Source organism: Gordonia namibiensis NBRC 108229, assembly GCF_000298235.1.
Classification (GTDB): domain Bacteria; phylum Actinomycetota; class Actinomycetes; order Mycobacteriales; family Mycobacteriaceae; genus Gordonia; species Gordonia namibiensis.
This window is the reverse complement of record NZ_BAHE01000014.1, coordinates 26,992-53,927: the sequence shown is the minus strand read 5'-3', so window position 1 is coordinate 53,927 and position 26,936 is coordinate 26,992. Positions and strand designations below refer to the sequence as shown.

Annotated in this window: 25 protein-coding genes and 1 tRNA gene; 12 read left to right on the top strand and 14 right to left on the bottom strand. The window is 68.5% G+C overall.

Annotated features, from left to right (window positions below):
- The first annotated feature begins 98 nt into the window (after nt 1–98).
- On the top strand, nt 99–2,057 hold the full coding sequence (dxs, locus tag GONAM_RS08830) for a 1-deoxy-D-xylulose-5-phosphate synthase (RefSeq protein ID WP_006866409.1): 1,959 nt from the start codon (nt 99–101) through the stop codon (nt 2,055–2,057).
- A 45-nt stretch (nt 2,058–2,102) separates the two neighbouring features.
- Here dxs and GONAM_RS08825 read toward each other — a convergent pair whose 3' ends face one another.
- The 3 genes from GONAM_RS08825 to GONAM_RS08815 all read right to left on the bottom strand — a co-directional run bounded on the left by GONAM_RS08825 (nt 2,103) and on the right by GONAM_RS08815 (nt 4,515).
- Nucleotides 2,103–2,531 carry a type II toxin-antitoxin system Rv0910 family toxin gene (locus GONAM_RS08825; protein ID WP_006866408.1) on the bottom strand — a complete coding sequence of 143 codons (429 nt, stop codon included), beginning with the start codon at nt 2,529–2,531 and terminating at the stop codon, nt 2,103–2,105.
- Between the two features lie 62 nt (nt 2,532–2,593).
- Complete coding sequence (locus GONAM_RS08820; protein ID WP_006866407.1) at nt 2,594–3,874, bottom strand: HRDC domain-containing protein; 1,281 nt, start codon at nt 3,872–3,874, stop codon at nt 2,594–2,596.
- 5 nt (nt 3,875–3,879) lie between these two features.
- Nucleotides 3,880–4,515 carry a DUF3000 domain-containing protein gene (locus tag GONAM_RS08815; RefSeq protein ID WP_006866406.1) on the bottom strand — a complete coding sequence of 212 codons (636 nt, stop codon included), beginning with the start codon at nt 4,513–4,515 and terminating at the stop codon, nt 3,880–3,882.
- A 143-nt stretch (nt 4,516–4,658) separates the two neighbouring features.
- On the opposite strand from GONAM_RS08815, the gene hemE reads away from it, so the two are divergent.
- The 5 genes from hemE (at nt 4,659) to GONAM_RS08795 (ending at nt 8,845) form a co-directional block, all read left to right on the top strand.
- Nucleotides 4,659–5,720, top strand: a complete 1,062-nt coding sequence (gene hemE / locus GONAM_RS08810) for a uroporphyrinogen decarboxylase (RefSeq protein WP_083876395.1) — start codon at nt 4,659–4,661, stop codon at nt 5,718–5,720.
- A complete protein-coding gene (locus GONAM_RS08805; RefSeq protein ID WP_006866404.1) occupies nt 5,720–7,129 on the top strand; it encodes an FAD-dependent oxidoreductase in 1,410 nt (469 codons plus the stop codon). Before hemE ends, GONAM_RS08805 begins: the two co-directional genes overlap by 1 nt.
- A 38-nt stretch (nt 7,130–7,167) precedes the next feature.
- Entirely contained in the window at nt 7,168–7,863 is a 696-nt protein-coding gene (gene hemQ / locus GONAM_RS08800) for a hydrogen peroxide-dependent heme synthase (RefSeq protein WP_040535891.1), read from the top strand.
- Nucleotides 7,864–7,929: 66 nt separating this feature from the next.
- The gene (locus GONAM_RS22195; protein ID WP_006866402.1) at nt 7,930–8,157 is read left to right on the top strand and encodes a hypothetical protein; all 228 of its coding nucleotides are present in this window, start codon (nt 7,930–7,932) and stop codon (nt 8,155–8,157) included.
- 217 nt (nt 8,158–8,374) lie between these two features.
- Complete coding sequence (locus tag GONAM_RS08795; RefSeq protein WP_006866401.1) at nt 8,375–8,845, top strand: hypothetical protein; 471 nt, start codon at nt 8,375–8,377, stop codon at nt 8,843–8,845.
- 37 nt (nt 8,846–8,882) lie between these two features.
- On the opposite strand, the gene msrB is transcribed toward GONAM_RS08795, so the two are convergent.
- The 4 genes from msrB to GONAM_RS08775 all read right to left on the bottom strand — a co-directional run bounded on the left by msrB (nt 8,883) and on the right by GONAM_RS08775 (nt 13,134).
- A complete protein-coding gene (gene msrB, locus GONAM_RS08790) occupies nt 8,883–9,308 on the bottom strand; it encodes a peptide-methionine (R)-S-oxide reductase MsrB (RefSeq protein WP_006866400.1) in 426 nt (141 codons plus the stop codon).
- A 40-nt stretch (nt 9,309–9,348) separates the two neighbouring features.
- Complete coding sequence (locus GONAM_RS08785) at nt 9,349–10,617, bottom strand: glycosyltransferase family 87 protein (RefSeq protein ID WP_006866399.1); 1,269 nt, start codon at nt 10,615–10,617, stop codon at nt 9,349–9,351.
- 70 nt (nt 10,618–10,687) lie between these two features.
- Nucleotides 10,688–12,256, bottom strand: a complete 1,569-nt coding sequence (locus GONAM_RS08780; RefSeq protein ID WP_245548593.1) for an alpha/beta hydrolase — start codon at nt 12,254–12,256, stop codon at nt 10,688–10,690.
- A 59-nt stretch (nt 12,257–12,315) separates the two neighbouring features.
- Complete coding sequence (locus GONAM_RS08775; RefSeq protein ID WP_006866397.1) at nt 12,316–13,134, bottom strand: pyrimidine reductase family protein; 819 nt, start codon at nt 13,132–13,134, stop codon at nt 12,316–12,318.
- 35 nt (nt 13,135–13,169) lie between these two features.
- Here GONAM_RS08775 and zapE point away from each other — a divergent pair, with 35 nt between their 5' ends.
- Nucleotides 13,170–14,183, top strand: coding sequence for a cell division protein ZapE (gene zapE / locus GONAM_RS08770; protein ID WP_040535850.1), 1,014 nt, complete (start codon nt 13,170–13,172; stop codon nt 14,181–14,183).
- Nucleotides 14,184–14,281: 98 nt separating this feature from the next.
- Here zapE and GONAM_RS08765 read toward each other — a convergent pair whose 3' ends face one another.
- Genes GONAM_RS08765 through GONAM_RS08755 form a run of 3 tightly spaced genes read right to left on the bottom strand, consistent with a single transcriptional unit; the run spans nt 14,282 to nt 17,683 of the window.
- Entirely contained in the window at nt 14,282–14,845 is a 564-nt protein-coding gene (locus tag GONAM_RS08765) for a GNAT family N-acetyltransferase (protein ID WP_040535848.1), read from the bottom strand.
- Complete coding sequence (locus GONAM_RS08760; protein WP_040535846.1) at nt 14,842–15,684, bottom strand: sulfurtransferase; 843 nt, start codon at nt 15,682–15,684, stop codon at nt 14,842–14,844. Before GONAM_RS08760 ends, GONAM_RS08765 begins: the two co-directional genes overlap by 4 nt.
- 37 nt (nt 15,685–15,721) lie before the next feature.
- A complete protein-coding gene (locus GONAM_RS08755) occupies nt 15,722–17,683 on the bottom strand; it encodes a flavin-containing monooxygenase (RefSeq protein ID WP_006866394.1) in 1,962 nt (653 codons plus the stop codon).
- A 136-nt stretch (nt 17,684–17,819) separates the two neighbouring features.
- On the opposite strand from GONAM_RS08755, the gene GONAM_RS08750 reads away from it, so the two are divergent.
- The 5 genes from GONAM_RS08750 to GONAM_RS08730 are packed head-to-tail and all read left to right on the top strand — an operon-like array spanning nt 17,820 to nt 23,406.
- Nucleotides 17,820–18,458, top strand: coding sequence for a nitroreductase family protein (locus GONAM_RS08750; RefSeq protein ID WP_006866393.1), 639 nt, complete (start codon nt 17,820–17,822; stop codon nt 18,456–18,458).
- A gap of 11 nt (nt 18,459–18,469) precedes the next feature.
- Complete coding sequence (locus GONAM_RS08745; RefSeq protein ID WP_439644542.1) at nt 18,470–20,077, top strand: class I adenylate-forming enzyme family protein; 1,608 nt, start codon at nt 18,470–18,472, stop codon at nt 20,075–20,077.
- Nucleotides 20,058–20,696: a TetR/AcrR family transcriptional regulator gene (locus GONAM_RS08740; RefSeq protein ID WP_006866391.1), complete on the top strand. Its 639-nt coding sequence runs from the start codon at nt 20,058–20,060 to the stop codon at nt 20,694–20,696. Before GONAM_RS08745 ends, GONAM_RS08740 begins: the two co-directional genes overlap by 20 nt.
- Nucleotides 20,693–21,802 carry a CaiB/BaiF CoA transferase family protein gene (locus tag GONAM_RS08735; protein WP_006866390.1) on the top strand — a complete coding sequence of 370 codons (1,110 nt, stop codon included), beginning with the start codon at nt 20,693–20,695 and terminating at the stop codon, nt 21,800–21,802. Before GONAM_RS08740 ends, GONAM_RS08735 begins: the two co-directional genes overlap by 4 nt.
- A complete protein-coding gene (locus GONAM_RS08730) occupies nt 21,799–23,406 on the top strand; it encodes a 4-coumarate--CoA ligase family protein (protein WP_006866389.1) in 1,608 nt (535 codons plus the stop codon). Before GONAM_RS08735 ends, GONAM_RS08730 begins: the two co-directional genes overlap by 4 nt.
- A 16-nt stretch (nt 23,407–23,422) precedes the next feature.
- Here the strand turns inward: GONAM_RS08730 and GONAM_RS08725 are convergent, their stop codons facing one another.
- The 4 genes from GONAM_RS08725 to GONAM_RS08710 all read right to left on the bottom strand — a co-directional run bounded on the left by GONAM_RS08725 (nt 23,423) and on the right by GONAM_RS08710 (nt 26,901).
- A complete protein-coding gene (locus GONAM_RS08725) occupies nt 23,423–25,066 on the bottom strand; it encodes an ABC transporter permease (protein ID WP_006866388.1) in 1,644 nt (547 codons plus the stop codon).
- A gap of 18 nt (nt 25,067–25,084) precedes the next feature.
- A complete protein-coding gene (locus GONAM_RS08720; RefSeq protein WP_006866387.1) occupies nt 25,085–25,963 on the bottom strand; it encodes an ABC transporter ATP-binding protein in 879 nt (292 codons plus the stop codon).
- Nucleotides 25,964–26,045: 82 nt separating this feature from the next.
- Nucleotides 26,046–26,666, bottom strand: a complete 621-nt coding sequence (locus GONAM_RS08715; protein ID WP_006866386.1) for a hypothetical protein — start codon at nt 26,664–26,666, stop codon at nt 26,046–26,048.
- 162 nt (nt 26,667–26,828) lie between these two features.
- Nucleotides 26,829–26,901: transfer RNA gene (locus GONAM_RS08710), tRNA-Gly, on the bottom strand.
- Between the last annotated feature and the right edge of the window lie 35 nt (nt 26,902–26,936).

The window sequence follows — 26,936 nt, the reverse complement described above, 5'->3', positions numbered from 1 at the left end:
GTACCGAATGCTTCCGTAGACTGACGGGTTATGAGCCGGGGGTTTTCTCCCGGAAATGTGGACCGGGTTCCCCGGGGCGTCACGTGATGGAGGAAACGATGGTTGTGCTCGACCGGATCAACTCGCCGGCCGATCTGCGGTCTCTGTCGGAGGCCGAGATGGAGACGCTCGCCTCCGAGATCCGGACGTTCCTGATCGAGAAGGTGGCGGCGACCGGCGGTCATCTCGGACCCAATCTCGGTGTGGTCGAACTGACCCTCGGAATCCACCGTGTCTTCGACTCGCCGCACGATCCGATCCTCTTCGACACCGGCCACCAGTGCTACGTCCACAAGATCGTGACCGGCCGCAAAGACGGCTTCGATCACCTGCGCCAGCGCGGCGGCCTCACCGGCTACCAGGAGCGCGCCGAATCCGAACACGACTGGGTCGAGTCCTCGCACGCCTCGGCTGCCCTGTCCTACGCCGACGGACTGGCCAAATCCTTCGAGCTGACCGGCCAGAACGACCGCACCGTGGTCGCGGTGGTCGGCGACGGTGCCCTCACCGGCGGCATGTGCTGGGAGGCGATCAACAACATCGCCGCTTGCAACCGGCCCGTGGTCATCGTCGTGAACGACAACGGCCGGTCCTACGCCCCGACCATCGGCGGTCTCGCCAGCCACCTGTCCGGTCTGCGTCTGCAGCCCGGCTACGAGAAGTTCCTCGACGAGAGTCGCCGCGTCGTCAAGCAGGTGCCCGTGGTCGGCGAACCCGCCTACGCGGTCCTCCACGGCATGAAGAGCGGTCTCAAGGACCTGCTGGCACCCCAGGCGATGTTCACCGACCTCGGTCTGAAATACGTCGGCCCCGTCGACGGTCACGACATCAACGCCGTCGAGTCGGCCCTGCGGCACGCCCGCGACTTCGGCGGACCGGTCATCGTGCACACCGTCACGCGCAAGGGCATGGGGTATGCCCACGCCGAGAACCATGTCGCCGACCAGATGCACGCCACCGGCATCATCGACCCCGTGACCGGGCGGCCCACCAGCGTCGCACCGCAGGACTGGACGAAGGTCTTCTCGGCCGCGCTGCTCGACGCCGGCGCCAACCGCCCCGACGTCGTCGCGATCACCGCGGCCATGCCCGGCCCCACGGGACTCACGCCGTTCGGTGAGCGCTACCCGGACCGCATGTTCGACGTCGGCATCGCCGAACAGCATGCGATGACCTCGGCGGCCGGCCTCGCACTCGGCGGACTGCACCCGGTCGTCGCCATCTATTCGACCTTCCTCAATCGCGCCTTCGACCAGCTCCTGATGGACGTCGCGCTGTTGAAGCAGCCGGTGACCCTCGTCCTGGACCGGTCGGGCATCACCGGGCCGGACGGCCCCAGTCACCACGGCATGTGGGACCTGTCCCTCATGGCGATGGTCCCCGGTCTCCGGGTCGCCGCACCGCGGGACGCGGTCCGGTTGCGCGAGGAGTTCGACGAGGCGCTCGGCATCGACGACGGTCCGACCGCCCTGCGCTTCTCCAAAGGGGCTGTGCCCGAGGACATCCGCGCGGTCGACCGACTCGACGACGGGGTCGACGTGCTGCACCGCGGCGATCGCGACCTCGGCCCGGTGTCCGGTGACGTGCTCATCGTCGCGGTCGGCGCCTTCTGCAGCCTCGCCGTCGACACCGCCGAACGCCTTGCGCAACAGGGCATCGGCGCCACGGTCGTCGACCCCCGCTGGGTGCTGCCGGTGCCGACCTCGGTGGTCGAGGTCGCGCGTCGTCACCGCCTGGTCGTCACCCTCGAGGACGGCTGCGTCAGCGGCGGCGTGGGATCGGCTGTCGCCGGGGCGCTCTCGGCGGCCGAGGTGGCCGTTCCGGTGCAGATCAAGGGCATTCCGCAGGCGTTCATCGAACATGCCTCGCGCGGAGAGATTCTCGGCGACCTCGGTCTGACCGCGCAGGACCTCGCCCGCTCGATCACCGCGACGGTGTCGGGCATGCAGGCCGGTCCGGCGCTGGAACGCCACATCGAGAATCCCGCGGACCCCGCGCAGAGCCGCGCCGAGGACTGACGCCGGAGGGTCGGCGCCCGACGACAGGCGCCGACCCTTTCGCGCTCAGCGCAGGTTGGCGAGGTTCGAGATCGACTTGTGCACATCGGATTCCAGCACCTTGGCGACAAGGCGTCCGACGGGTCCGTTGAGCAGGCCGCCGGAGATCTCGGCGGCCAGGTCGAAGTGTGAGCCGTCGACGATCTCGTCGACCTTCATGGCGAGGTCGATGTTGATCCCGCCGCGGCCCGTCCCGGACAGCGCGATCATCCGCGGCTCGTCGTAATCGGTGACGGCCCAGTGGATGACGTTGCGGAACCCCTTCACCTTGATCAGGGACGAGACCTTCGTGCCCTCGGTGATCGTGTCGGGGACCGGGGACTTCCACCCACCGAAGATCGTCATCCACTCGTCGAACCGCGAGAGGTTGCTGGCGAGTGCCCAGGCCGCGCCCGGGTCGAGGTCCGAGTCGATGCCGACGGAGACTGTGGCCACTGAGTGCTCCATTCCGTGTGGTCGTGCCTGTCGGAAGGTCTCTTACCCAACTCGGAGCGGGGCTACTCCGACGATGTCGTCTCGGTGCCGACCTCGCCCAGCGCCTCGGTCAACGCGTCGACGCTGAGCCGCCGCTGCCACGGACGTGCCCCGGCGGCGGAGAGGTGGGCGTCCACGGCCTCGGCGGTGACCGGCCCGTTCAGTCCGTCCCAGCACAGCTGGCGGACGACGTCCGGGGCGAGGAGGTTCTCCACGGGGAGGGTGTGGCTCTCGGCGACCTCTTTGAGCGCGGGGCGGACCTTCTGCATCCGCGCCGCGGCCTCCGGGTTGCGCTGCTCCCAGCGGCTCACCGGGGGTAACCCGGGGCCATTGGTCTTGCGGGCCGGCAGTTCGCTGTCGGGGAGCTCGCGGGCCCGCTGCAGGGCGCTCAGCCAGATCCCGGCCTGCCGACGCTGGCGGGGGCCGCCGAAGATCGGCAGGCGGGTGAGTTCGTTGTTCGATTTCGGATCGACGGTTGCGGCGTTGACGATCGCGGTGTCGGGTAGTACGCGGCCCGGGGCCACATCCCGACGCTCCGCCAATTCCTCACGTGCAGTCCACAATTCGCGGACCGCGGCCAGTGCACGAGCCGACTTCACGGTGTGGATGTTGGAGGTCTTGCGCCAGCGGTCGGTGCGCGGCGGCGCCGGCGGGCGCGCCAGGACGTAGGCGAATTCCTCGCGGGCCCAGCCGTCCTTGCCGGACTCGGCCAGTGCCGCGTCCATCGCGTCCCGGAGTTCGACGAGCACCTCGACGTCGAGCGCGGCGTAGTTCAACCAGTCGTCGGGGAGCGGCCGCCGTGACCAGTCCGCCGCACCATGACCCTTGAGCAGGCCGAGACCGAGGAACTGGGCGACCATCGCGGCGAGGTTCACCTTCGCCAGGCCGAGCAGACGTCCGGCGAGCTCGGTGTCGTACAGCTCGACGCATTCGAAGCCGAGTTCGCGTAGGCAGGGAAGATCCTGGTCGGCGGCGTGCAGCACCCATTCGGGCCCGCGCAGCGCATCGATCACGGGAGCGAGCGCCTCGGGATCGGCGATCGGGTCGAGCAGGAAGCTGCCGGAGCCGCGTCGTTTGATCTGGATCAGATAGGCACGCTGGGAGTAGCGATAGCCCGAGGCGCGTTCGGTGTCGACGGCGATGGGGCCCTCGCCGGCCGCGAGTGCTTCTGCGGCGTCGGCGAACTCCGCCGCGGTCGACAGCACCGGCGGGACACCCCCGGCGGGGGCGAGCAGCGGCTCGACCTCGGGGACCTCGTCCTCGGGTGCTTTGTTCTCGGCTGTGCTGTCGGGTGGTGTGTCCACGGCGCTCACGTCGGGCCGAGTTGGGTCACGCCTGCCGGCGGAAGACCGGCAGCCGACGCCAGGACCTCACAGAACGCCTCGAGATGGCCGTTGAGCCCCTCGGCGGTCAGTGCGGTCCACGACGCCCGGACCTCGAGCTGGTGGGCGCGCGGGGGTCCGGCGATGTCGCCGTAGCGCACCGACGTCGTCGACGTGACGGTGCCGCCGAGTGCGGTCACCTCGATGCGGTGTGCGGTGCCGTTGGAAGAGGAGGGGGTGCTGCTCTCGCCGACCGGCACGCCGAGGGCGTCGGACAGCCAGCTCCAGGCGACCTCGGGCAGCAACGGATCCATCGCCAGCGCGGCCTCGACCTCGGCCTGGAGGTAGGCGACGAGGCGGATCGTGCCGTTCCAGGCGTCCTGGCCGGCCGGGTCGTACAGCAGGATGAGTCGTCCGAACGCGGTGCCCTGAGAATCGGCGGGGATGACGTCGGGGTCGTCCGGCGGGCGCACCTCGGCGCCGACCGCATAGCTGTACGGCGCGAGCCGCTGTGGCGGGCGGATGGGTCCGACCTCGATCTCACGGCGGACGCGGGCAGCGTGCAGCGACTCCACCGCCGCGCGGAAATCAGCAGGCTCGTCCGGAGCTCCCGAGGAAGTCACCGTTCGACCGTAGGTGTGTCGTGCCTGGCAGCGGCGGAGGCGCGCCGAGTCACCGGCCCCAGAAATGGGGACGCGGACCCGGAAGTGTCGAACCGGGCAGGCCGGGGCAGGTCAGATCGCCGAACATGGCAGAGTAAGCGGTGATGTCGAACGTAACTGGTACACGGGTCCATCGGTCGCACCTGCCGCTCGTCGCCGCGGCCACGGGTGGGACCCCTTCGCGCCGTCCGGTGTGGTTCATGCGGCAGGCGGGCCGGTCGCTGCCCGAGTACCGCGCGATCCGTGCGAACCACGGCATGCTCGAATCCTGCTTCGACGCCGAGCTGGTGTGTGAGATCACCATGCAGCCGGTGCGCCGCCACGACGTCGACGCCGCGATCCTGTTCTCCGACATCGTCGTCCCGCTGAAGGCCGCCGGGATCGACCTCGACATCGTCGCGGGCACCGGTCCGGTGATCGCCGAACCCGTGCGGTCGGCCGACGCCGTCGCCCGCATCCCGCGCCTCGAACCCGCCGCGGTCGGCGCGATCTCCCGCGCCATCGAACTGCTGCTCGCCGAACTCGGTGACACCGCGCTGATCGGTTTCGCCGGCGCGCCGTTCACCCTCGCGTCGTATCTCATCGAGGGCGGGCCGAGCCGCAACTACGAGCGCACCAAGGCGATGATGCACGGCGACCCGGAGACCTGGGCCGAGCTGATGGCCCGCCTGGCCGACATCACCATCGCTTTCCTGAAGGTCCAGCTCGACGCCGGTGTCGACGCAATCCAGCTGTTCGATTCCTGGGCCGGCATGCTCGCGGCCGCCGACTACCAGCGTTTCGTGGCGCCGCACAGCGCACGCGTCCTCGCCGAGGTCGCCGGCTACGGCGTCCCGCGCATCCATTTCGGCGTGGGCACCGGCGAACTGCTGGCTCCCATGGCCCATGTCGGGGCCGACGTCATCGGGGTCGACTGGCGGGTGCCGCTCGACGAGGCCGTCCGCCGCGTCGGCCCGGGCAAGGCCGTCCAGGGCAACCTCGACCCGACCCTGCTCTTCGCGGGACCGGAGGTCGTGGACAGCGAGATCCGCCGTGTGGTCGCCGACGGCGACCGGGCGATCGCGGCCGGCGCCATCGGCCACATCTTCAACCTCGGTCACGGGGTCCTGCCGGGCACCGACCCGGACGTCCTCACCCGCGCCGTCGAACTGATCCACAGCCTCTGATGGGTGCTCGGCTCCGGATCGCGGTCGTCGGCGGAGGTGTCTCCGGCCTGACAGCCGCGTACCGGCTGCGTGGCGCGCTCGGCGCCGACGCGCAGATCGACGTGCTCGAAGCCGGGGAACGGCTCGGGGGTGTGCTGCACACCACGACGGTCGGCGGCCAGTCCGTCGATGTCGGGGCCGAGGCGTTCATCGTCCGACGACCCGAAGCGCTGGGCCTGGTCAACGAACTAGGCCTGGGGGACCGGGTCGTGTCACCGACCGGCCGACGCCCGTCCGTGTGGTCCGGGGGCCGCCTGCACCCACTGCCGGCCCCCGCGCTCATGGGTATCCCCGCGATCCCTGATGCGGTCGCCGATCTCGCCGACCCCGCCGACCTCGAACTCCTCCGCGCCGAGACGCAGCGTCCCTGGCGTTGGGACTCCTCCGCGGACCCGTCGGTCGGGGACCTCGTCGCCGACCGTTTCGGCCCGTCTGTGGTCGCCCGCAGCGTCGACCCGATGCTGGGCGGTGTCTACTCGAGCCTCGCCGGAGACATCGGTCTGCGTGAGGCGCTCCCCGCGCTCGCGGCACGACTCGATGCCGGTGCGCCCAACCTGACTGCGGCCGTCTCCGGTCTCGTCGCCGACGCCACGGGTTCGGGGCCTGTTTTCGGCACCCTCGTCGGTGGCTACCGGGTGCTGCTCGACGCACTCAGGTCCGCCGCGGCCGTCGAACCCGAGCTCAGCGCGTATGTCCGGGACCTAGAGCCCACGACGGACGGCTGGACCCTGCATGTCGGCGGTAGAGCCCGCGAGGACTCCCGGGACTACGACGGGGTCATCCTCGCGATCCCCGCCTGGAATGCGGGCCACATCCTGCGGCGGGCTCTGCCCGACTTCTCCGCCCCGCTGCGCGCGGTCCGAGGTGCGTCGTCAGTGGTGGTGTCGATCGCGCTCGCCCCCGGCACGCCCGTGCCCGATCACTCCGGGGTCCTCGTCGGAACCGGAGAGAGCCTGCGCGCCAAGGCATTCACCCTCAGTTCGCAGAAGTGGGGACATCTGTCGCACGACGACGCGCCGGTCTCGGTGCGGGCGTCGTTCGGCCGGTACGGCGCCCCGGTACCGAGCGTCGACGACGAACCGGGCGTCGACGACCGGCTGCGGACCGAGGCCCTCGAGGATCTGGACGAGGTGTGCCGGGCCGCCGGCGTGGCACCCGTGTCGCCGAACGTCGTCGACACCTATGTGCAGCGCTGGACGAACGGCCTGCCCGTCTACGGACCAGGACATCTCGCCACGATGGCGCAGGTCGCTGCGTCCCGGCCGCGTCGTCTGGCGCTCGCCGGGTCGTCGTATGCGGGCGTCGGGGTCCCGGCCTGCATCGGCCAGGCCGGACGCGCCGTGTCGGCGCTGCTGACCGACCTGACCTGACTGTTCGTCCCGCCGGACACGGTGGCACCATGTCAGACATGGCCCGCTTGGATTACGCAGAACTCAACTCCACGATCCGTTACCTGATGTTCTCGGTGTTCGCCGTTCGCCCCGGCGAACTCGGCACCGACCGGGACCAGGCCAAGTCGGATGCCGCCGACTTCTTCAAGTCCCTCGAGGACAGCGGCGTCGTGGTCCGCGGCGTGTACGACGTGTCGGGTCTCCGCGCCGACGCCGATTTCATGATCTGGTGGCATGCCGCCGACGTCGAGTCCATCCAGGCCGCCTACGCGAAGTTCCGTCGCGAGACCGTCCTCGGTCGCGCCTGCAACCCGGTGTGGAGCAACGTTGCGTTGCACCGGCCCGCGGAGTTCAACAAGAGCCACATCCCGGCCTTCCTCGCGGGTGAGGAAGCCGGCAACTACATCTGCGTCTACCCGTTCGTGCGGTCCTACGAGTGGTACCTGCTGCCCGACGAGGAGCGTCGCAAGATGCTCGCCGACCACGGCAAGGCGGCCCGCGAGTACAAGGATGTCCGTGCCAACACGGTGTCGTCGTTCGCGCTCGGTGACTACGAGTGGCTGCTGGCCTTCGAGGCACCGGAACTGCATCGCATCGTCGACCTGATGCGCGACCTGCGCGCCACCGAGGCCCGCATGCACGTCCGCGAGGAGACGCCGTTCTTCACCGGACCGCGCGTCGAGGTCCCGGCGCTCATCGACGCGCTTCCCTGACCCCAGAACACCCTCCAGGGGCATCCGCGGCCATCGCGGGTGCCCCTGTTCTGTTAGGTCCATCGGATGAATACCGGGCCGATCCGCTGCCTGATCGACATCGGCAACGGGCAGTTCGCCCCATGTGCCCCCGGGGTGGTCTCGCATTCTCCCGACGACCCGGGTGGCGGCAATGATCCAGCATCCGAGCCGGCGCAATTCGAGCACACGCTGGTGGATACCACTCCGCCGGCCGCCGAGGAGGAACCCGCGGAAGAGGAGCCGGTCGAGAGTGAGCCGCCGGCCGTGAAATGACCGTCTGATCGACCGTCCCCGGCAGGGCACCCGCGGATACCGCGGGTGCCCTCTTTTGTCTAATTCGTTGTGGCACAAGCGACTTGGTCATTCGACCCATGTCACTCCAACAGATGAAAACCGGACAAATCGCCTGCCGGCTCTGTTATGAGTTGGACGTGAGCTTTGTCTCACATGGGATACAACGACGTTCTACTCGACGTGAAGGAACCCCCCGATGACCCATATCGTCCCCGCGGCCCGCCTCATTGCAGCGCTGGTCTTCTCGGCCGCCCTCGCCGGCGGCGTCGCGACCGCGAACGCCCAACCGTGCCAGATGCTTCTACCCAACGGGAAGCTCGCCCCGTGCGCTCCCGACGTCATCTCCACGGCGCCCGGTGAGTACGGCGGTGGCGGCAACGACGCGGCCTCCGATCCGGGTTCGTTCGAGCACACGCTGATCGACACGACCCCGGCTGTCGCGGCGCCGGAAGAGGAGCCGACCGACGGGCCGGTCGACGAGAACCAGATCGAGGTCCCGCAGCCGGAGGAGAAGGACCCGGACAAGGAGAAGGAAGAGAAGGCGCAGAAGGAGAAGGAAGAGCGGGAGCAGAAAGAGCGCGAGCAGAAGGAGAAGGAAGAGCGCGAGCAGAAGGAAAAGGAAGAGAAGGAACAGAAGGAGAAGGAAGAGAAGGAGCAGAACGGCTAGTTCTGATCCCTCCCTTCGAATCCCCTGTGCTACTGCGTCATTCGGTCGGCTCGAGCTTCAGGCTGATCGAGTTGATGCAGTAGCGCAGGTCGGTGGGGGTGTCGTAGCCCTCGCCGGCGAACACATGGCCCAGGTGACTCTTGCAGTTCGCGCAGAGCACCTCCACTCGCTTCATGCCGAGCGAGTTGTCCTCGACCTCGATGATCTTGTCTCCGGCGAGCGGGGAGAAGAACGACGGCCAGCCGCAATGCGATTCGAATTTCTGCTCACTGCGGAAGAGCTCCGTGTCGCAGGCCCGGCAGCGGTAGACACCGACCGTCTTGGTGTCGGTGTACTCACCGGTGAAGGGTGCTTCGGTGCCGGCCTGGCGCAGTACCCGGTACTCGGCCGGGGTGAGGCGCTGTTTCCACTCCTCGTCGGTGAGGTTCGCGAGGTTCTCGGTGTCGGGCTTGCTGTCGGTCATGGGTTCCACGGTAGCGCGGTCGGAGATCTGGCCGGTGTCGCTACTTCGACAGCGACAGCTCGTCGTCGGACTTCGCCACCGGCGCCGGGGGAGCGTCGTGCTCCGATCGCATCACCACGTCCTCGCCGGCGACGCCGTCGGACCGCATGTCGAGCCAGCGGAACAGCAGCGAGCAGAACACGGCGATCATCAGCAGCGACCATCCCCAGGTCACCTTGTTGTACTCGACCATCCAGCCGAAGGCTGTCCAGCGTTGCGAGTAGAAGCTGTCGAAGGTCATGCAGCCGTATACGCCGAGCCAGGCCGGCCAGTTGCGCATCGCCGATCCGGGTAGGAGCACCGTCATCAGCAGCGGGAAGAGCAGCATCGAGTAGTAGCCCTGGCCCAGTGAGCCGACGAGGAAGGTGGTGCCCAGGAGCACGCCCGATGATGTCGCAAGCCACAGCAGTTCGTTGGTCTTGCGGTAGTAGCGGTACAGGAACCACAGCGAGAACACGGCCATCAGTACGAAGGCGATGCGCAGCAGCAGGACCAGCCACGGCGCGACGCCGAAGTAGGCGCCGTTGCCGGCGATCGAGCTGTTGTAGTAGTCGCGGGCCTCGCCGAGGTAGGGGACCGTCCGGCTGATGAAGGCGTCGGCGTCCACCGACATCGGCCAGGCGATTGCGGTCAGCACGAGCGGGACCACGATCGCGAAGGCGAACACCCGCCACTGCCGGTTGAGCAGTGGCAGCAGCATCAGCGGCGCCAGAACGGGCTTCACGGACAGCGTCAGGCCCATCGGGACGCCGGCCCACCAGTCGTGCCGCGAGCGCATCAGCATCAGGAAGGCGATCATGCCGAGCAGCACGAACGAGTTGAAGTTCGTGAAGATCAGTGTGTGCGAGACGGTCTCGGTGAAGAAGAAGACGAACAGCACCGTCGGCATGACCCATGAGTTCAGGGCATACCCGAACATCCGGGTCAGCAGGTAGGCGCAGACCAGCAGGACCACGACGCTGACCGCGATGAACGCCCATCGCGCGCGTTCGTAGTCGATGACGGCGACCGGTGCCATCAGCAGGGTGCCCGACGGCGGGTACAGGTAGTGCGGGTCGACCGTGGCGTAGTTCTCGCCGTAGACCGGCAGGTTGTTCAGGAAGTTGTAGGCGGCGGCGTACACCGGCTTGAAGTCGTCGGTGCGGTCGCCGTTGACCCCCAGGAACAACGAGCGGTGCACGACCATGAACAGGCTGATCGGCCACAGGATCATCGGGATGATCCGCTGCGCACTCATCTGGGGATAGAGATACCTGTCGAGATTCGCCACCCGCGCACCGTACTACGGGTGGCCTCCCACGCTCCGCAGAACCCTCCGGGCCAGCACCGATCCGCTCGACTCAGGTGGGGCAGCCGCGCTGGGTGGGTCCCCCGAGGGGCGTCTTCTTCACGTACTCGACCGCCACCTGGGCGGCGCAGGCGCTGCGACCCAGGACCGAGAAGCCCAGCCCGTCCCAGCTGACGGTCACCGGCTCGGCCCCGGCGTTCATGAACAGCGGGACGAGCGTGTTCGCGCCGTCGCCACCGTTCACCGGATCCCGGGTGCCGTTGAGGACCAGTGGGTCGGCGGGCAACGACGACGGCGGACGGACCGCGCTGCCCGACGCCCAGCCGTTGCATCGCACCAGCGACAGGGCGCTGTCGGAGCCGGTCAGCGGATTCTGCTTGGTCCAGGCCTCGACGAGTCCGGGGATCTCGTTCTGGCCCACCGGGCCGGTGACGTCGTTGCACCGCGACACCAGAGCTCCGTCGGTCGTCCGCAGGGTCGCGGCCCGATCGGCGAGCCGGACGAGCGCACCGGTGTCGCCGCGGTCGGCGGCGGTGATGGCGCGGGACAGGTCGAGCAGTGACTCGGGGCGGTCCGAGGCGAGCGCGAGTGTCGTGGTGATGGCGTTGAGTGCGGTGGTGTCCGACAGTCCGTCGAGGCGTCCGTCCCTGGCCTTGGCGAGCAGGCCGGTCATCACCCGCACTCCGTTGGTGCCGAGTGTGCAGCCGTCCAGCGTCGAGCATCGCTGCGCGAATCCCTGCAGCGCGGTCTGGACTCCCTGTGCGCGCAGTTGCGCACGATCGCGGGCGGTCGCGCCGAACGGCGTCGGGGTGTCGAGGATGATGCGGCCCGCGCGGCCGCCGTAGAGGGAGGAGTACGCCAGGACGACGTCGGAGCCCTCACCGACACCGATGAGACCCAGGTGCTCGACGCCCCAGCGCTGCCGGAGGGTCTCGAGGTCGGCGGCGGCGAACTGTGCGCCGAAGTTGAGCTGGTACGGCGTCAGCGTCTCGGTGCAGCCGTCCGAGGCCGACGACGCAGCCGAGGCGAGCCGGGAGATGCGCGCCTGCGTGCCGGTCCCGCGTGCGGTGAGTCCGTTGTCGGCGATCGTGCTCCGCTCGAGCCGGGTCATGCAGTCGAGGTCCCCGCTCTGGGGGATGCCGCGGTGGTCGACGGCCACCACCGGGTGGGCGTCGAGGAAGGCCCGGCCCGGACCGGACGACATCACCATCAGGGTCCGCGACGACGGGAGATCCGACCCCGAGGTGAGGACGAGCGGCGGGGCGTCAGCGGGTGTCGCGGCGGTGCGGGCCCGGGTCGCGGCGATGCGAACGACCTCGCCGTCGGGCTTGTTCCGGTCGACAGGGGAGTCGAACTCAGCACATTCGACGGTCACCCCGGCCGGGCGGGCGATGCCGAAGCGTCCGGCGGTCCCTGCCGCGCAGTCCGACCAATCGAGGTCGGTCTTCGGCACGGCGAGCGCAGGCGCCGGGGGCGGTGCCGAGGACGAGGGGGCCGGACCCTGACCGCCGCCGCCACCGGGGATGAGGTCGGGACCGCGGTCGGGGCCCACGGCGCACGACGACACGAGGATCGCGACGATCACACCCAGGACTGCCGTGACGGCGTGCGCTCTTCGCATGTCCGCGAGCGTAGTCAACGACGCCGGGCGACGGCCGTGCAGTGATCCGTTCGGATCGGTCAGTGGATGGACGACCGGCCGTGACGCAGCCACCGAGTGAAGACATAACCGTCGTCGTCGGTGATGATCGCGGCCGGTGACATCCCCTTGAGCGCGGCGGACTCGTCCTTCCCGTCGCCGGTCCGCACCGCGATGCGGCCGGCATTCCCGCCGGCCAGATGGGGACTGGTCGTCAGGCACAGCTCGTCGAGCAGGTCGTCGGCGATGATCGAACCGAGCAGGCTCGGGCCGCCCTCGCAGAGCACCCGCGGCCGGCCCAGCTCGCCGCAGGTCTCGATCAGCGCCGAGGTGTCGACGTCGTCCTCACCGCAGTCGATCAGGGTGGCGCCGGCGTCGACGAGTGCGGCGCGGCGCTCCGCGGGGGCCGACGCGCAGGTGAGTACGACGGTGTCGGGGTGGCTCAGCGGCGGGTAGTCCGGCGGGATCGAGAGCGACCGCGACACCAGGGCGAGCGCGGGTGCGGGCGCCTGTCCGTTCGCTTCTCGGAGGTCGGCGAACGCGGAGTCGGGTTGCGGCTGGCGGTACCCCTCGGTGGTCGCGGTCCCGGCGCCGACGAGGATCACGTCGGCGAGTCCGCGCAGGACCCGGAAGACGGTCTTGTCCCCGTCACCGCCGAGTCCGCCCGACTTCCCATCGTGGGTGGCCGCGCCGTCGATCGAGGCGACCATGTTGGCCCGGACGAAAGGTGCCGTGGCGCCGGGCCCCTCCGACGGCCGCGGCGGATAGCGGTAGTGCTCGGCCAGGCCGAGCAGTGTCTCGTTCCCCTTCTCGCCGGACTCGGCGGATGTGACCTGGGTCGCTTTCTGCAGGTGGAACATGCATCCATACTTCCGGAGATCGCTACTCTCCACACATGGCGGCCCGACTTTGCGATCGCAACCCTGCGACCTCGCCGGACGCACTCATCGATGAGATGGTGCCTCCGTCGACCTTCGACGACGTGAGCTTCGACTCCTACATTCCCGATCCGAAGGAGCCGTCGCAGGCCCAGGCGGTCGCCAAGGCACGCGACTTCGTCGCCCGGGCCTCCAAGGCCCGCTCCGGGAAGAAGGGCCTGTTCTCCCGCAAGGCGCCCTCGCAGGGGATCGGCCTGTACCTCGACGGCGGGTTCGGCGTCGGCAAGACCCACCTCCTGGCCTCGATCTACCACTCCATGCCCGAGCCGAAGTCGTTCGCGACCTTCGTCGAGGTCACCCACGTGGTCGGCGCGCTGGGCTTCGTGAACGCCGTCGAGCGTCTCTCGAAGCACACCGTCCTCTGCATCGACGAGTTCGAACTCGACGATCCCGGCGACACCATGCTCGTTTCGCGCCTGCTCACCGAGCTCACGGCGAAGGGTGTGTCGGTCGTCGCCACCTCGAACACCCTGCCCGGCCAGCTCGGCGAGGGCCGGTTCGCGGCCCAGGACTTCCTGCGCGAGATCCGCAAGCTCTCGGCGGTGTTCGAGACGATCCGCGTCGACGGGCCCGACTACCGCCACCGCGACCTGCCGCCGGCCCCGGACCCGCGCACCGAGTCCGAACTGGTCGACATCGCCGACTCCACCGAGGGTGCGACCCTCGACGACTTCGACGCGCTGTGCGATCACCTGAGCACGCTGCATCCGTCGAAGTACAAGGACCTCGTCGACGGCGTCTCGCTGGTGTGCATCACCGGTGTCCACCCCGCCAAGGACCAGTCGGTGGCGCTGCGCCTCGTGGTCCTCGCCGACCGCCTTTACGACGCGCACGTCCCGGTGACGGTCTCCGGCGCCAAGCTCGACGAGATCTTCACCGACGAGATGCTCGCGGGTGGCTACCGCAAGAAGTACCTGCGCGCGACCTCGCGTCTGCTGGCCCTGTCGCGGTTCGCCGAATCGGCTGCCTGACAGTCCGTTTCCCGCGTGACCATTTCCCTCGCGCTTGTCGAGTCCGACAAGCGGGACGGAGACACGCCGGCGGGACGGAAACACGCCGGCGAGCGGCGTCACAGCTTCTGCGTGAACACGTAATCGTGTTCGACACTCCCGCCGAGGTCGAAGGTTCGGACCCCGGCGCGGGTGAAACCGGTTTTGGCATAGAACTTCTGGGCTCGTTCGTTGAGCTGGTTCACGCCGAGCCAGACGACGACACTGCCACGGTCGCGGGCACGATCGAGCGCCGCGTCCATCAGGGCGCGTGACGGGCTGAGGCCGGGACGCGAATGATGGTCGGGGAGCACGTACATCTTCGACACCTCGCTCGCCGGTCGCTCCGGGACGAGGTCGGCGACAACGGGATTCGACGGATCGCCGTGCAGCACGAGTGCGTACCCGATGACCGGACCGCTGGCGCGGTCCCGGACGACGAGCACGTCGGCGTCCGGGTCGGCGATGTACCCGCGGAAGTTTCTCTCGCCGAGGTTGGTCGCGATGAACTGCGCGATGTCCTCGGTGGCGGCATGCGGCGGGCACGCCAGGGGAAAGGTCGCGCCGGCGACCTCGGCCACCGACGCCGCCCGCTCCGGATCGGTGACGAGTTCGACGCTCACCCCGGGATGAGTCGACGTCACGACCGTGATTCGGCCGACGCCAGCGGACGGTCCGGGTCCGCGGTCCAGGCGTTCATCGACCCGTCGTACACCGCGACATCATCGCGGCCGAGTGCCTTCAGTGCGAATGCCGCTGCGGTGGCGGCGATCCCGCCACCGCAGTAGGTGACCGGTCGCACCGACGGGTCGAGGGCACCCGCGTCGGCGAACAGTCCGCGCAGTTCCTCGAGCGGCTTCAGTGACCCGGACTCGTCGACGAGTTCGCCGAACGGGACATTGACGCTGCTCGGGATGTGCCCGCCAGCGAACGACTCCCGGTCGAGAGCGTTGACCAGCAGCACCGACGAATCCGCGGTGGCCGCGACCACCTCGTCGGTCGAGAAGATCCGTTCCGGGCGGCGCTGCGCGGTGAAAGTCGCTGCCGGGTAGGTGGATTCACCGGTCTCCGTGGGGAGTCCCGCCGCCACCCAGGCGCCGTACCCACCGTCGAGGACGACGACGTCGTCGAAACCTTCCAGGCCGAACTGCCACCACAGGCGCGTTGCCCAGATGCCGTTGACCGTGTCGTAGACGACGACGGTCGAGTCGTCGCCGATCCCGGCCGCGCCGACCGCCGCCGCGAACTTCTCCGACGACGCCGCCGCGAACGGGGCCTCACCGTTCGGATCGGACAACTCGGTGATCTGGTCGAGGAACACCGCGCCCGGCAGGTGACCCTGGAGGTAGGTGTCACGACCGGAGGCGACGTGCGCTCCGTCGGCGTCGAAGCTCAGGTGAACCGTCGCGTCGACGATGCGCAGACGCCCCTCGCCGAGGCGCTTCTGCAGTTCGTTCGGGGTGATCAGCGGTGCGGAGGTCATGCCTGACACGGTAGTCCGGTCGCCGCCGGGCCTGACCTCAGGGATCGAGCGGTTCGGCCGTGATGGGTTCGGTGTGGAAATCGGCGAGATCGACGTGACGGGTCTTCGCCCAGTAGTCGACGATCCGCCACGGCAGCACCGCGACGACCCGGCCGTCGGGGTTCCGATACCAGTTGGTCATCGCGGGATGTGTCCACACCATGCGTGCGTGCGCGCGGTCGACGGCGTCGTTGTACTCGTCGGTGACGTCGCGACGCACCTCGAGAGCACCGAGGCGGCGCTCGATCATGGCGCGGATGGCGTCGCAGACGTAGCGCACCTGGTATTCGAGGATGCTGATGAAGCTGCCCCCGTGTCCGAGTGCGGTGTTGGGGCCGGTGAGGATGAACAGGTTCGGGAAGTCCGGCGCGGTGATGCCGAGGTAGGCGTACGCGTCGTGATCGCCCCAGGCCTCGACGGTGGTCTTGCCGCTGCGCCCGACGACGTCCATCGGGTACAGGTAGCGGTCGCTGTGAAAGCCGGTCGCGAAGACGATGATGTCGAAGTCGTGTGCCCGGCCGGTGGAGTCGACGAGCCCGGTCTCGGTGACGGAGTCCACGCCGTGGCCCACCAGCTCCACGTTCGGCTGCCGCAGCATGCGAAACCAGCCGTTGTCCAACAGCATTCGCTTGCCGAAGGGCGGGTAGTCCGGCGTCGACAGCTCGACGAGATCGTCGCGGTCGCCGAGCTCGGCGCGCATGTACCGCAGGTAGAACTCGCGATGGCCGTGGTTCACTGCGTTGATCGACGCGGTGGGTTCGGGCCATTCGGGGTCGACGTGCAGGGTCGAGTGGACCTTGTCGTTGAAGATCCAGGACAACCGTGCGCGGTACCACTCCCGGTACCCGGGCAGGTTGTTCATCAGCCAGTGCACGTTGTCGCCGACCGGGGCGAAGTAGTCGTCGTTGGGGGCGATCCACTGCGGCGACCGCTGGAAGACCGTCAGCGACCCCACCTTGTCGACGATGGCGGGACCGATCTGCATCGCCGACGCGCCGGAGCCGACGATGGCGACGCGCTTGCCGGACAGGGCGCCGGGCTCGTCGAGTTCGGTGGGCCAGTGGGCGGAGTGGAACATCCGGCCGGTGAAGGTGTCCATGCCGGCGAGTCGGGGGAGCTTGGGCCGGTTGAGGATGCCGACCGCGCTGATGAGGATGCGCGAGGTGAGGGTGCTCTCGCTCCCGTCCCGGTCGCGGACCCGCACCACCCACTGCTGGGTGTCGGAATCGTAGGCGGCGGAGAGGACCTCGGTGCCGAACCGGACGCGGTCGCGCACCGCGTGACGGTCGGCGAAGGCCTGCAGGTAGCCCTGGACCTCGTCGCGTTTGCCGAAGTGGGTGGACCAGTCGTGGTCGAAGGAGGAGATCGAGTACAGGTAGCTCGGGGTGTCGACGCCGGCGCCCGGGTACTGGTTCTCGTACCAGGAGCCGCCGACCTCGTCGTTCTTCTCCAGAACGGTGTGCTCGATGCCGGCCTCGGCGAGCTGCGTGGAGATCAGCATCCCGGCCACGCCGGCGCCGATGACCAGGGCGTTCATCGTCGAACCGAGGTCTTCGGGTAGTTCCGGCAGATGGGAGCCGCGCAGGTCGCCCCGCACGATCTCGCTCATCATCGGCGCGAACTCCGGTGCCACCGGTTCGCCGGCGGTGAACGACATCAGTGTGGCGACGAGTTCCTCGTCGGCCGGGACGCGGGCCGGTGAGCCTTGCTCGTACCAGTCCTCGAGGGCGTCGACGACGGCGTCGCGGATCTCGGCCTGTACGTCCTCGGGCAGGCCGCCGGTCGAATTGTCGTCCATGCCACGGCTGCGGGTCGGGCGGTAGCGATCGGCCAGCCAGCGGCGATCCCCGGTCATCTCCACCAGCACGGCGAGCAGCGTCGGGATGTTGCCCGCGTCGACCGCGGTCCGGATCTCCGAGGGGGCCGGACGCGTCTCCGGGCGAAGGGAAACTGAAGTCATGGTTGCAACTAACCACTGTTAGTCCCAGTTCGTCAACATGAGAAAAGTGCCGATTATCGATGCTTGACGGCCGTGGTCTCGTGTGGAACTGTGTCCCCAGTCATACTAACAACGGTTAGTGATCACGGAGGTTGACATGGAACTCAGCGAGGCAATGCGCACTACTGGCACGTGCCGCTACTTCAGCGACAAGCCCGTCGAGGACGAGGTGTTCTACCGGGCGTTCGACGACGCGCGCTTCGGTCCGCAGGGCGGGAACCGGCAGCCGGTCCGCTGGGTGGTCGTCCGTGACGACGTCACCAAGAAGGCGCTCGCCGACCTCTACCTGCCCTTCTGGGAGCCCTACTACAACTCGATCCTCGAGGGTTCCAAGAAGGTGGGTGCCGTCCCGAAAACCATCGAGAGCGCCAACTACTTCGCTCATCACCTCGCCGAGGTGCCCGCGCTCGTGGTGGTGTGCGCCGAGGCGGAAGGACTGCATCCCACCGATCACGAACTCGGCCGGCTCAGTGTCGTCGGCGGCGCGTCGATCTACCCGAGCGTGCAGAACCTGACCCTCGCCCTGCGTCAGCAGGGTGTCGCCACCGCACTCACGACTCTGCTGTGCGCAGCGGAGAACGAGGTCAAGGACCTGCTCGGCATCCCGGACGGATTCATCACCGCGGCCCACATCGCGGTCGGCTACCCGCAGAACGGCTTCCCGCGCAAGCTCACCCGCAGCCCCGTCGAGGAGATCGCCTTCCTCGACCGCTTCGACAACCGGATGTTCGCGTGAGCGCGCCCGCCATGACCCCAGAAGGACAGCTCACCGACCGCAGGCTCACGGAGAACCAGACCTCGCCGCTGGGTCGCGCGACGATCGGTGACCAGCTGCGCAGGCTCTCACGGTCGCAGGGCAACAAGCCCGCGATCATCGCCTACGACGCCGCCGGCGGCCGCACGTCGACCAGCTACGGCGACCTCAATCGCATGGCCAACCGGGTCGCGCACGTCCTCGTCGACCTCGGCGTCCGCCGCGGCGACCGGGTCGCGGTGATGAGCCGCAATCGCGTCGAGACCGTGGCGTCGTACTACGGTGCGCTGAAGGTCGGCGCGGCGTACTCCGGTGTCAGCCCGCTGTTCCGAGAGAAGGAGATCGCCCAGCAGCTGGGTCACCTCGAGCCCGCCGTCCTCGTCGTCGAACGCGACCTGGCCCCCGTGGCCGGCCCGATCGCCGACAGTCTCGGCATCTCGGTCCTCGTCGTCGGGGAGCCCGCATCGGACTCGTGGAACTCCTTCGACGAACTGGTCGGACGGGCCGACGACGCCGAACCCGACTGCGACGTCGACGAACACGACCTGGCGATGATCGTCTACACCAGCGGCACCGAGTCGACCCCCAAGGGCGTCGAGATCGCGCACCGCAACTACCTGATCTCCACCGCGCCCGCGTACACCTGGGGTCTGCGCTGTCTGAACGACGACGTCTGGCTGTACGTCATGCCGTTCCACACGATCGCGGGTATCGGATCACTGACCTCGCTGACCCTGCTCGGCGCCACGCTCGTGCTGCCGGCCGCGGTCGACCCGGCGACCTCGCTGCGGATGATCCGCGACGAGAAGATCTCGGTGCTCGCCCAGACCCCGACCTTCTTCATCGCCCTGGCCAATCACCCCAACTTCGGGCCCGACACCGTCGGCACCGTACGCCGCTGCCTCACCTACGGCGGCCAGGTGTCCCCGCACGCAGTCGACGCCTGGGCCACCGCCACACCGGAGTCGGTGTGGGGCACCTACTGGGGCCAGTCCGAGCTCACCCAGCTCGGCTCGGTCGGATGGTTCAAGCGACTCGAGGACGTGCCCAACCAGGACCCGACGTGGATCGGCAAGCCGGTCGGCCACCTCGAGGTCCGGGTCGTCGACGCCGACGGCAACGAGGCCGAGGAAGGCGAACTCCTCTGTCGCACACCGTCGGTCATGCTCGGTTACTTCAAGGACCCGGAGAAGACCGCCCAGGTCCTCGAGGGGGGCTGGGTGCACACCGGCGACATCGTGCGCATCGACGACGAGGGCAACATGTTCTTCCGCGACCGGCGCAAGGACATGATCAAGACCGGCGGATACAACGTCGCCTCCCAGGAGGTCGAGCGTGTGCTGCAGGCGCATCCCGACGTCGAGCGGGCCGCGGTCGTCGGCCTGCCCGATCCGTACTGGTCCGAGGCCGTCACCGGCTTCGTCGTGCTGCGTGCGGGTAGCTCGGTGTCCGCGGAGGACATTCGTGAGTACTGCCGCGCCGATCTGGCGTCATACAAGGTCCCCAAGTCGGTGCACGTCGTCGACGAACTGCCGACCGACGCCCAGGGCAAGCTGCTCAAGCGCGAGTTGAGGAGGACGTATGGAACCCCTCAGGGCTGACGACGCCGCCGACACCGCCGCGAAACCGATGGTGGCGGAGGAGCGTCCGCGCAGCCGTCGCGACGAGATCGTGGAGGCCGCCGCTCGGTATTTCGCCGAACACGGTTACGCGAACGCGGGAATGCGCGACATCGCCGAGGCCGTCGGCATGCGAGGCGCGAGTCTCTACAACCACTTCCACTCCAAAGAGGAGATCCTCTACGCCATCGCGTTGCGGATGACCGAGGACCCGCAGCAGGACCTGCTGGTGCTCGACGGCGAGGGCGGCCCCGTCCAGCGCCTCACCGGCCTGGTCGAGGCGCACATCCGCCGGCTCGCGCGGTACCGGGTGGAACACCTCGTCGCGCTGCGGGAACTGTCGGCGCTGACGCCGGAACACCGTCGGGTGGTCACCGATTACCGCAAGTACTACCAGCGGCGCATCCGTGACGTCATCGAGGCGGGCGCCCGGATGGGTGTCTTCGAGGCCCGCGACGCCCACCGGTCCGCCATCGCCGTGCTCGACCTGATGAACGGCATCAGCTGGTGGCTGCGCGACGAGCACGATGTCGACCAGTTGGTCAGCGACTACGTCGATTTCACGATCCGCGGCGTGCTGCACCACCAGGCGGATTCGTGACCGGTCCGCTCGCCGGCGTGCGCGTGGTCGAGATGCCGGGCCTGGGTCCGACACCGCACGCCGCGATGATGCTCGCCGACCTCGGCGCCGACGTCGTCCGGATCCGACGCCCCGGCCCCGAGGCCCCGGGCCCCGACGGCATCGCCGAGGCGGACGCCGGTCTCTACCGGTCCCGACGCAGCGTCGAGGCCGACCTCAAGGACCCCGCCGACCTGAACCGCATCCGCGAGATGATCCTGCGTGCCGACACCCTCATCGAGGGTTTCCGGCCGGGCGTGATGGAACGTCTCGGACTCGGACCCGAGATCTGTGCCGATGCACCGCAACTCGTGTATGCCCGGATGACCGGGTGGGGTCAGGACGGCGACCGTGCGATGCTCGCCGGCCACGACATCAACTATCTGGCCGTGACCGGTGTGCTCGAGGCGATGGGCCCGGCCGGAGCGCCACCGGTTCCGCCGCTGTCCCTGGCCGGCGATTTCGGCGGGGGATCGATGCTGCTCGTGGTCGGCGTGCTGGCCGCCCTACACGACCGGTCGCGGACCGGACACGGGCAGGTCGTCGACGCCGCGATGGTCGACGGCGCCGGTCTGCTCGCCCAGCTGCAGTGGTCGTGGAAAGCGGCGGGACGCTGGGTGTCTCGATCGGAGGGCAACCTGCTCGACGGTTCCGCACCCTTCTACGCCACCTACGAGTGTGCGGACGGCCGGTTCGTCGCCGTCGGTGCCCTCGAGGAGAAGTTCTGGCGCAACCTGATCGGTACGCTCGGCCTCGCCGACCTACCTAACCGATGGGACCGTGCGCACTGGCCGGTGATCTCCGCTGCGCTCGCCGCGCGGTTCGCCACCCGTACCCGCGACGAGTGGTCCGAGGCGTTCGCCGGCGTCGACGCATGCCTCACCCCGGTGCTCGACTTCGACGAGGCGGCCGCCGATCCCGTTGCGCAGCAACGCGGCAGCTATGTCACCGTCGACGACACCGTGCAGCCCGCTCCCGCCCCGCGGTTCTCCCGGACCGCCTTGCCCACGCCGTCAGGCTCCTCGAGCGCGGACCTGATGCAGATCCTCGATCAATGGTCGACCGATTCACCTGTGGAGGTGTCGTGAGTTTCACCAGCCCGTTCCCCGACGTCGAGATCCCCGAGGTCAGCGTCCACCAGTTCCTGTTCGGCTCGATCGCCGACGACGAGCTCGGGCGTACCGCTCTGGTGGACCCGAAATCCGGTGCGGTGACGTCGTATCGGGAGCTGATCGCCCAGATCGACGCGGTCGCGGGCTGGCTGGCGTCGCGGGGGATCGGAGTGGGTGACGTCGTCGGTATCCTCTCGCCCAACATCCCGGCGTTCGCATCGGTGTTCCACGGCATCCTGCGCGCGGGTGCGACGGCGACGACGATCAACGCATTGTTCACCGCACCCGAGATCGCCAAGCAGCTGCGGGATTCGGGCGCCACGATGCTGGTGACGATCTCGCCGATGGCAACGCAGGCGAAGGCCGCCGTCGCCGAGGTCGGGCTGGACGACACGAGCCTCGTAGTCCTCGACGGTGAGGGGCAGGAGGCATCGGGCCATCCGAATGCCGCCGAGGTCCTCGGCGCCGGACTGTCGGCGCCCCAGGTGTCCTTCGATCCGGCCACTCATGTGGCGGTGTTGCCCTACAGTTCCGGGACCACCGGCAATCCGAAGGGTGTCGCACTCTCGCACCGGAACCTGGTCGCCAACGTCGCACAACTGAAGCCGTTGCAGGGCATGACGGCCGACGACGTGGTGATCGCGGTGTTGCCGTTCTTCCACATCTACGGCATGACCGTGTTGTTGAACGCAGCGCTGTTCAACCGGTCCTCACTGGTCGTGATGCCGCGGTTCGACCTGGTGGAGTTCCTGGAGAACATCCAGAACCACAAGGTGACGATGGCCTACATCGCGCCGCCGGTCGCGGTGGCGCTCGCGAAGCATCCGATCGTGGACAACTACGACCTGTCCTCGCTGCACACGATGATGTCGGGTGCGGCCCCGCTCGACGACGAGCTGGGTCAGGCCGTGGCCAAGCGTCTGGATCTGCACATGCTGCAGGGCTACGGCATGAGTGAGCTGTCCCCGGTGTCCCACATCATCCCGTTCGACGCGAAAGCCCTTCTCGGACTCGAAGACCCGCCGCTGTCGTCGACGGGCTGGCCGGTGCCGAACTCGGAGAACAAGATCGTCGACCCGGCCACCGGGAACGAGGTCTCGATACCTACCGAGGGCCTGTCCGAGCCGGGTGAGCTGTGGGTGAAGGGGCCGAACGTGATGCTCGGCTACCTCAACAACGAGCAGGCGACCGCCGACACCATCGACGCCGACGGCTTCCTGCACACCGGCGACATGGCGCAGGTCGATCCGACGGGGTGTGTCTACATCGTCGATCGGCTCAAGGAGCTCATCAAGTACAAGGGTTATCAGGTGCCGCCGGCCGAGCTGGAGGCGCTGCTGCTGACCCACGACAAGATCGCCGACTCGGCCGTCATCGGTGTGATCGATGCGGAGTCGGGAGAGGAGATCCCCAAGGCGTTCGTCGTCAAGCAGCCCGAGGCCGAGCTGACCGAGGATGAGGTGATGGAGTTCGTGGCGTCGAAGGTGGCCCCGCACAAGAAGGTTCGTGCGGTGGAGTTCATCGAGGCGATCCCGAAGTCGGCGTCGGGCAAGATCCTGCGCAAGGACCTGCGCAAGTAGGAGTCCGGATCGGCGTCTACCCCAGGTCGCGACGGGCCAGTCCGACGAAGCCGACGGCCAGCGCGACAGCGGCGAGACCCGTGACGGCGACGATGCCACTCGCCGTCACAGCATCGAGCGGGGCCTGCGGTAGATGCCGGAACGGTGACGCCGCGCGTGTCCACTTCGGCAGGTCGAACGACTCGGCGAGGATCTCGGCGACGAGGCAGTACGCGAAGTACGTCCAGGCGATGGCCGCGGCGGCCCTGGGTAGTGAACCTACGCAGGCCACTGCGACCGAGACGATCAACCACACCGCGGGGACGTACACCGCCGCCGCGGCGAGCAGACGTGGGATCTGACCGGGGTCGTCGACGGTCACTCCGTAGGTGAGACCCTCGCCGAGCGCACCCGCGGCCAGGACGATCGCGGTCCCGCCGAGTGCCATCGCGACGTGGCCGCCGAACCAGGACAGCCGGTTGGTGTTCGCTGCCACGACCGACTCCGCCAGTTCGGCGGTCTCCTCGCGTCGGGCCCGCAGCGCGCTGTTGACGCCGTACCCGGCTGACAGAAGAGCGGCGATCGTGAGGGTCAGCGCGAGGTACGCGTCCACGGCGTCTTCGGCGCCGCCGGGCAGGAACTCTGCGATCTGCGGATTGTCTTCGATGAAGTCGGTGATCGCGTCGCCGAACGATCCGTATGCCGCCGACAGCACGAAGACCCCGGTGGCCCAGGCGGCTGTCGACCCGCGGTGCAGCCGCCAGGCGAGTCCCGTCGTCGAGGTCAGGAGCCATGACGCCTCCGCGCGCCCGGCGCGGTTTCCGAAGATCCCGGCCCCGAAGTCGCGGTGTTCGGAGACGGCCACCGCCACTGCGACGGTGAGCAGAGACGCCACGAGCGGTATCAGAAGCGGCCACCAGGTGTCATCGACGTACGGGAATGTGCGCTGGCCCCAGCCGATGGGGGAGAGCCACGACGCGAACCCGTTGCCCACATCGCCCACTGCGCGGAGGACGTACGCCAACCCGAGCATGGCGGTGATGGATCCGTAGACGCTGCGCGGGTTCTCGAAGATCTGGGCGGCGAGCGCGGTGAGCGTCGCGAACGTGAGACCCACCCCGGCCAGCGCCGCACCGAAGAGGATCGAGCCGCCGAGCGGAAGACCGGCGGCGGTGGCGGTGACCGCGACGGCGACGCCGGCAGCGAGGTTCGCGACGGCCGCGAGGGCGAGGGCTGTGGCGACCGGGGCATCGCGGCCGACACGCGTCGACCGGAGTAGCTCGGCGCGTCCGTTCTCCTCGTCGGTGCGGGTGTGACGACCCACGAGGAACATCGACATGAGCCCGAGAACGATTGCGGCATAGCCGAATATCTCGAACACCGCTTCGCCGCCGATGGTGGCGAGCAGTTCTTCGGGTCCGCTGAGTGCGATGACCGCCGGACTCCCGCCGATGGTCTCGCGCAGCGCCGCGAGTTTCGCCGGGGTGTCGTAGAGGTTCTGGCTGGCGACGGCCTGGAATCCCACCAGAGCGGCGGTTCCGCCGATCCACGCGATGAGGGCGACCCGTTCGCGCCGGAGGTAGAACCTCAGGAGTGTGCGCAGACCCGTGGCGTCGGCACTCCGGCCGGCACTTCTCGCCGAGGTCGGCTCCGCGATCTGCACCGTCTCGATGTCCGCCATCGGAACTCTCCGCAGACCTCAGTCGCCGTAGTGCCGGAGGAAGATGTCCTCCAGAGTCGGTGGGGCGCTGGCCAGATCGCGGACGCCGAGGGTGGCGAGCTCACGGACCACCGTGTCGAGAGCGGCGGCGTCGACGGTGCAGCGGATGCGGTGTCCGTCGCGGGTCAGGTCGTGCACGCCCGGGACGCCGTCGAGGGCGGCGGGATCGTGGGCGGTTTCGGCACTGATCTCGAGACGACCGAGGTGACGCAGCTCGGACAGTGACCCGCTGTCCACCGTCCGGCCGGCCCGGATCAGGGTCACCCGGTCGCAGAGCGCCTCGACCTGGGCCAGGATGTGACTCGACAGGAGAACGGTGCGCCCGCTGCGGCGTTCCTCCTCGATGCACCGCTGGAACTCGGCCTCTTTCAGCGGATCGAGGCCGGAGGTCGGCTCGTCGAGAAGAAGGAGTTCGGCATCGGAGGCCAGGGCCGCGATCAGCGCGACCTTCTGCCGATTGCCCTTGGAGTACGTGCGCGACTTCTTGCGTGGGTCGAGTTCGAAACGATCGATCAACTCGTCACGACGACGTCGGTCGCGGTCTCCGCGGAGGTTGCACAGGAGATCGATGACCTCGCCGCCGGTGACACCCGGCCAGAGATTCACCTCGCCGGGCACATACGCGATCCGCCCGTGCAGATTCACGTTGTCGCGCCAGGGATCTCGACCCAGAACTCGGACGACGCCGGAGTCCCCTCGCAGCAACCCGAGCAGAACCCGGATGGTGGTTGTCTTGCCCGCGCCGTTGGGTCCCAGGAAGCCGTGGACCTCGCCCTCGGCGACGGTCAGGTCGAACCCGTCGAGGGCCCTGACATGGCCGAACGACTTGACCAGCTCACGGATCTCGATCGCGGGCACGTTCCCAGACTAGAACCGTCGAGAGCCCCGATCGCGGGGCCGAAAGTCACCTGATTTCGGCCCCGCGAACCTTGCGATGGACTCAGCTGGAACCGAACAGGCCGTCGAGCGAGCCGCCGCCACCGCCGCCACCGCCGGCGCAACCGGTCACGGTCACGTGATGCCAGTTGCGGTCTCCGAGCCACTCGGGGCCGCCGTCACCGAGATTTCCGGGCGGGCCGAGGACCATTCGGTAGGCGACGTCGTGCGTCGCGGCTTCCGGATTCGGGAGCGGTGGGTTGTAGGGGGAGTCGTTGAGGTTCTTCAGATCTTTGATGTAACTGACGGTCGACACGGGACGGTCTTTCACCATCCAGATGTTGCCCGGGGCGTTCGCGCCCATGGAGCCTTCGTCATCCGGCCACCTCGGGTAGTCCTCGACGGTCGTGTGCATCCCGCCGGTCCGGCCGACCTGGAAGTCGGCGTAGTCGACGTCGCGCAGAGGCTCGTCGTCGATGCGCCAGTCGAGCGTGTAGGACGTGATGTTGGTTTCGTTCGTCAGGGTGAACTTCACCTTGCAGTTGCCGAGGTTCTCCGCCCAGAACTGGACGGGACCCGTTCGCTGACCGTTGTCGGCAGCCTGCGCGACACCGGGTGCGATGGAGAATGCGAGTCCCGCGGCGGCGACTGACGCCAGCCCGGTCACCATTGCCCGTTTGATCATTACCTCACCTGTTCCTTCCAGCCCGACCCGGTTCCGGACGCTAGGGGCGGGTCAAATGTCCGAATTTGAGATCTGGGTCACATGGCACGGATTTGCCGTCGGCAGGCTCGGGGAAGGCACAGAAAAGCCCCGGTCTGGGGGACCGGGGCTTTCCGTTCTGCGAGCGGATGACGGGATTCGAACCCGCGACCCTCACCTTGGCAAGGTGATGCGCTACCAGCTGCGCTACATCCGCATGTCCGCGAGCGATGATGCTGCCCGCGTGGCCAA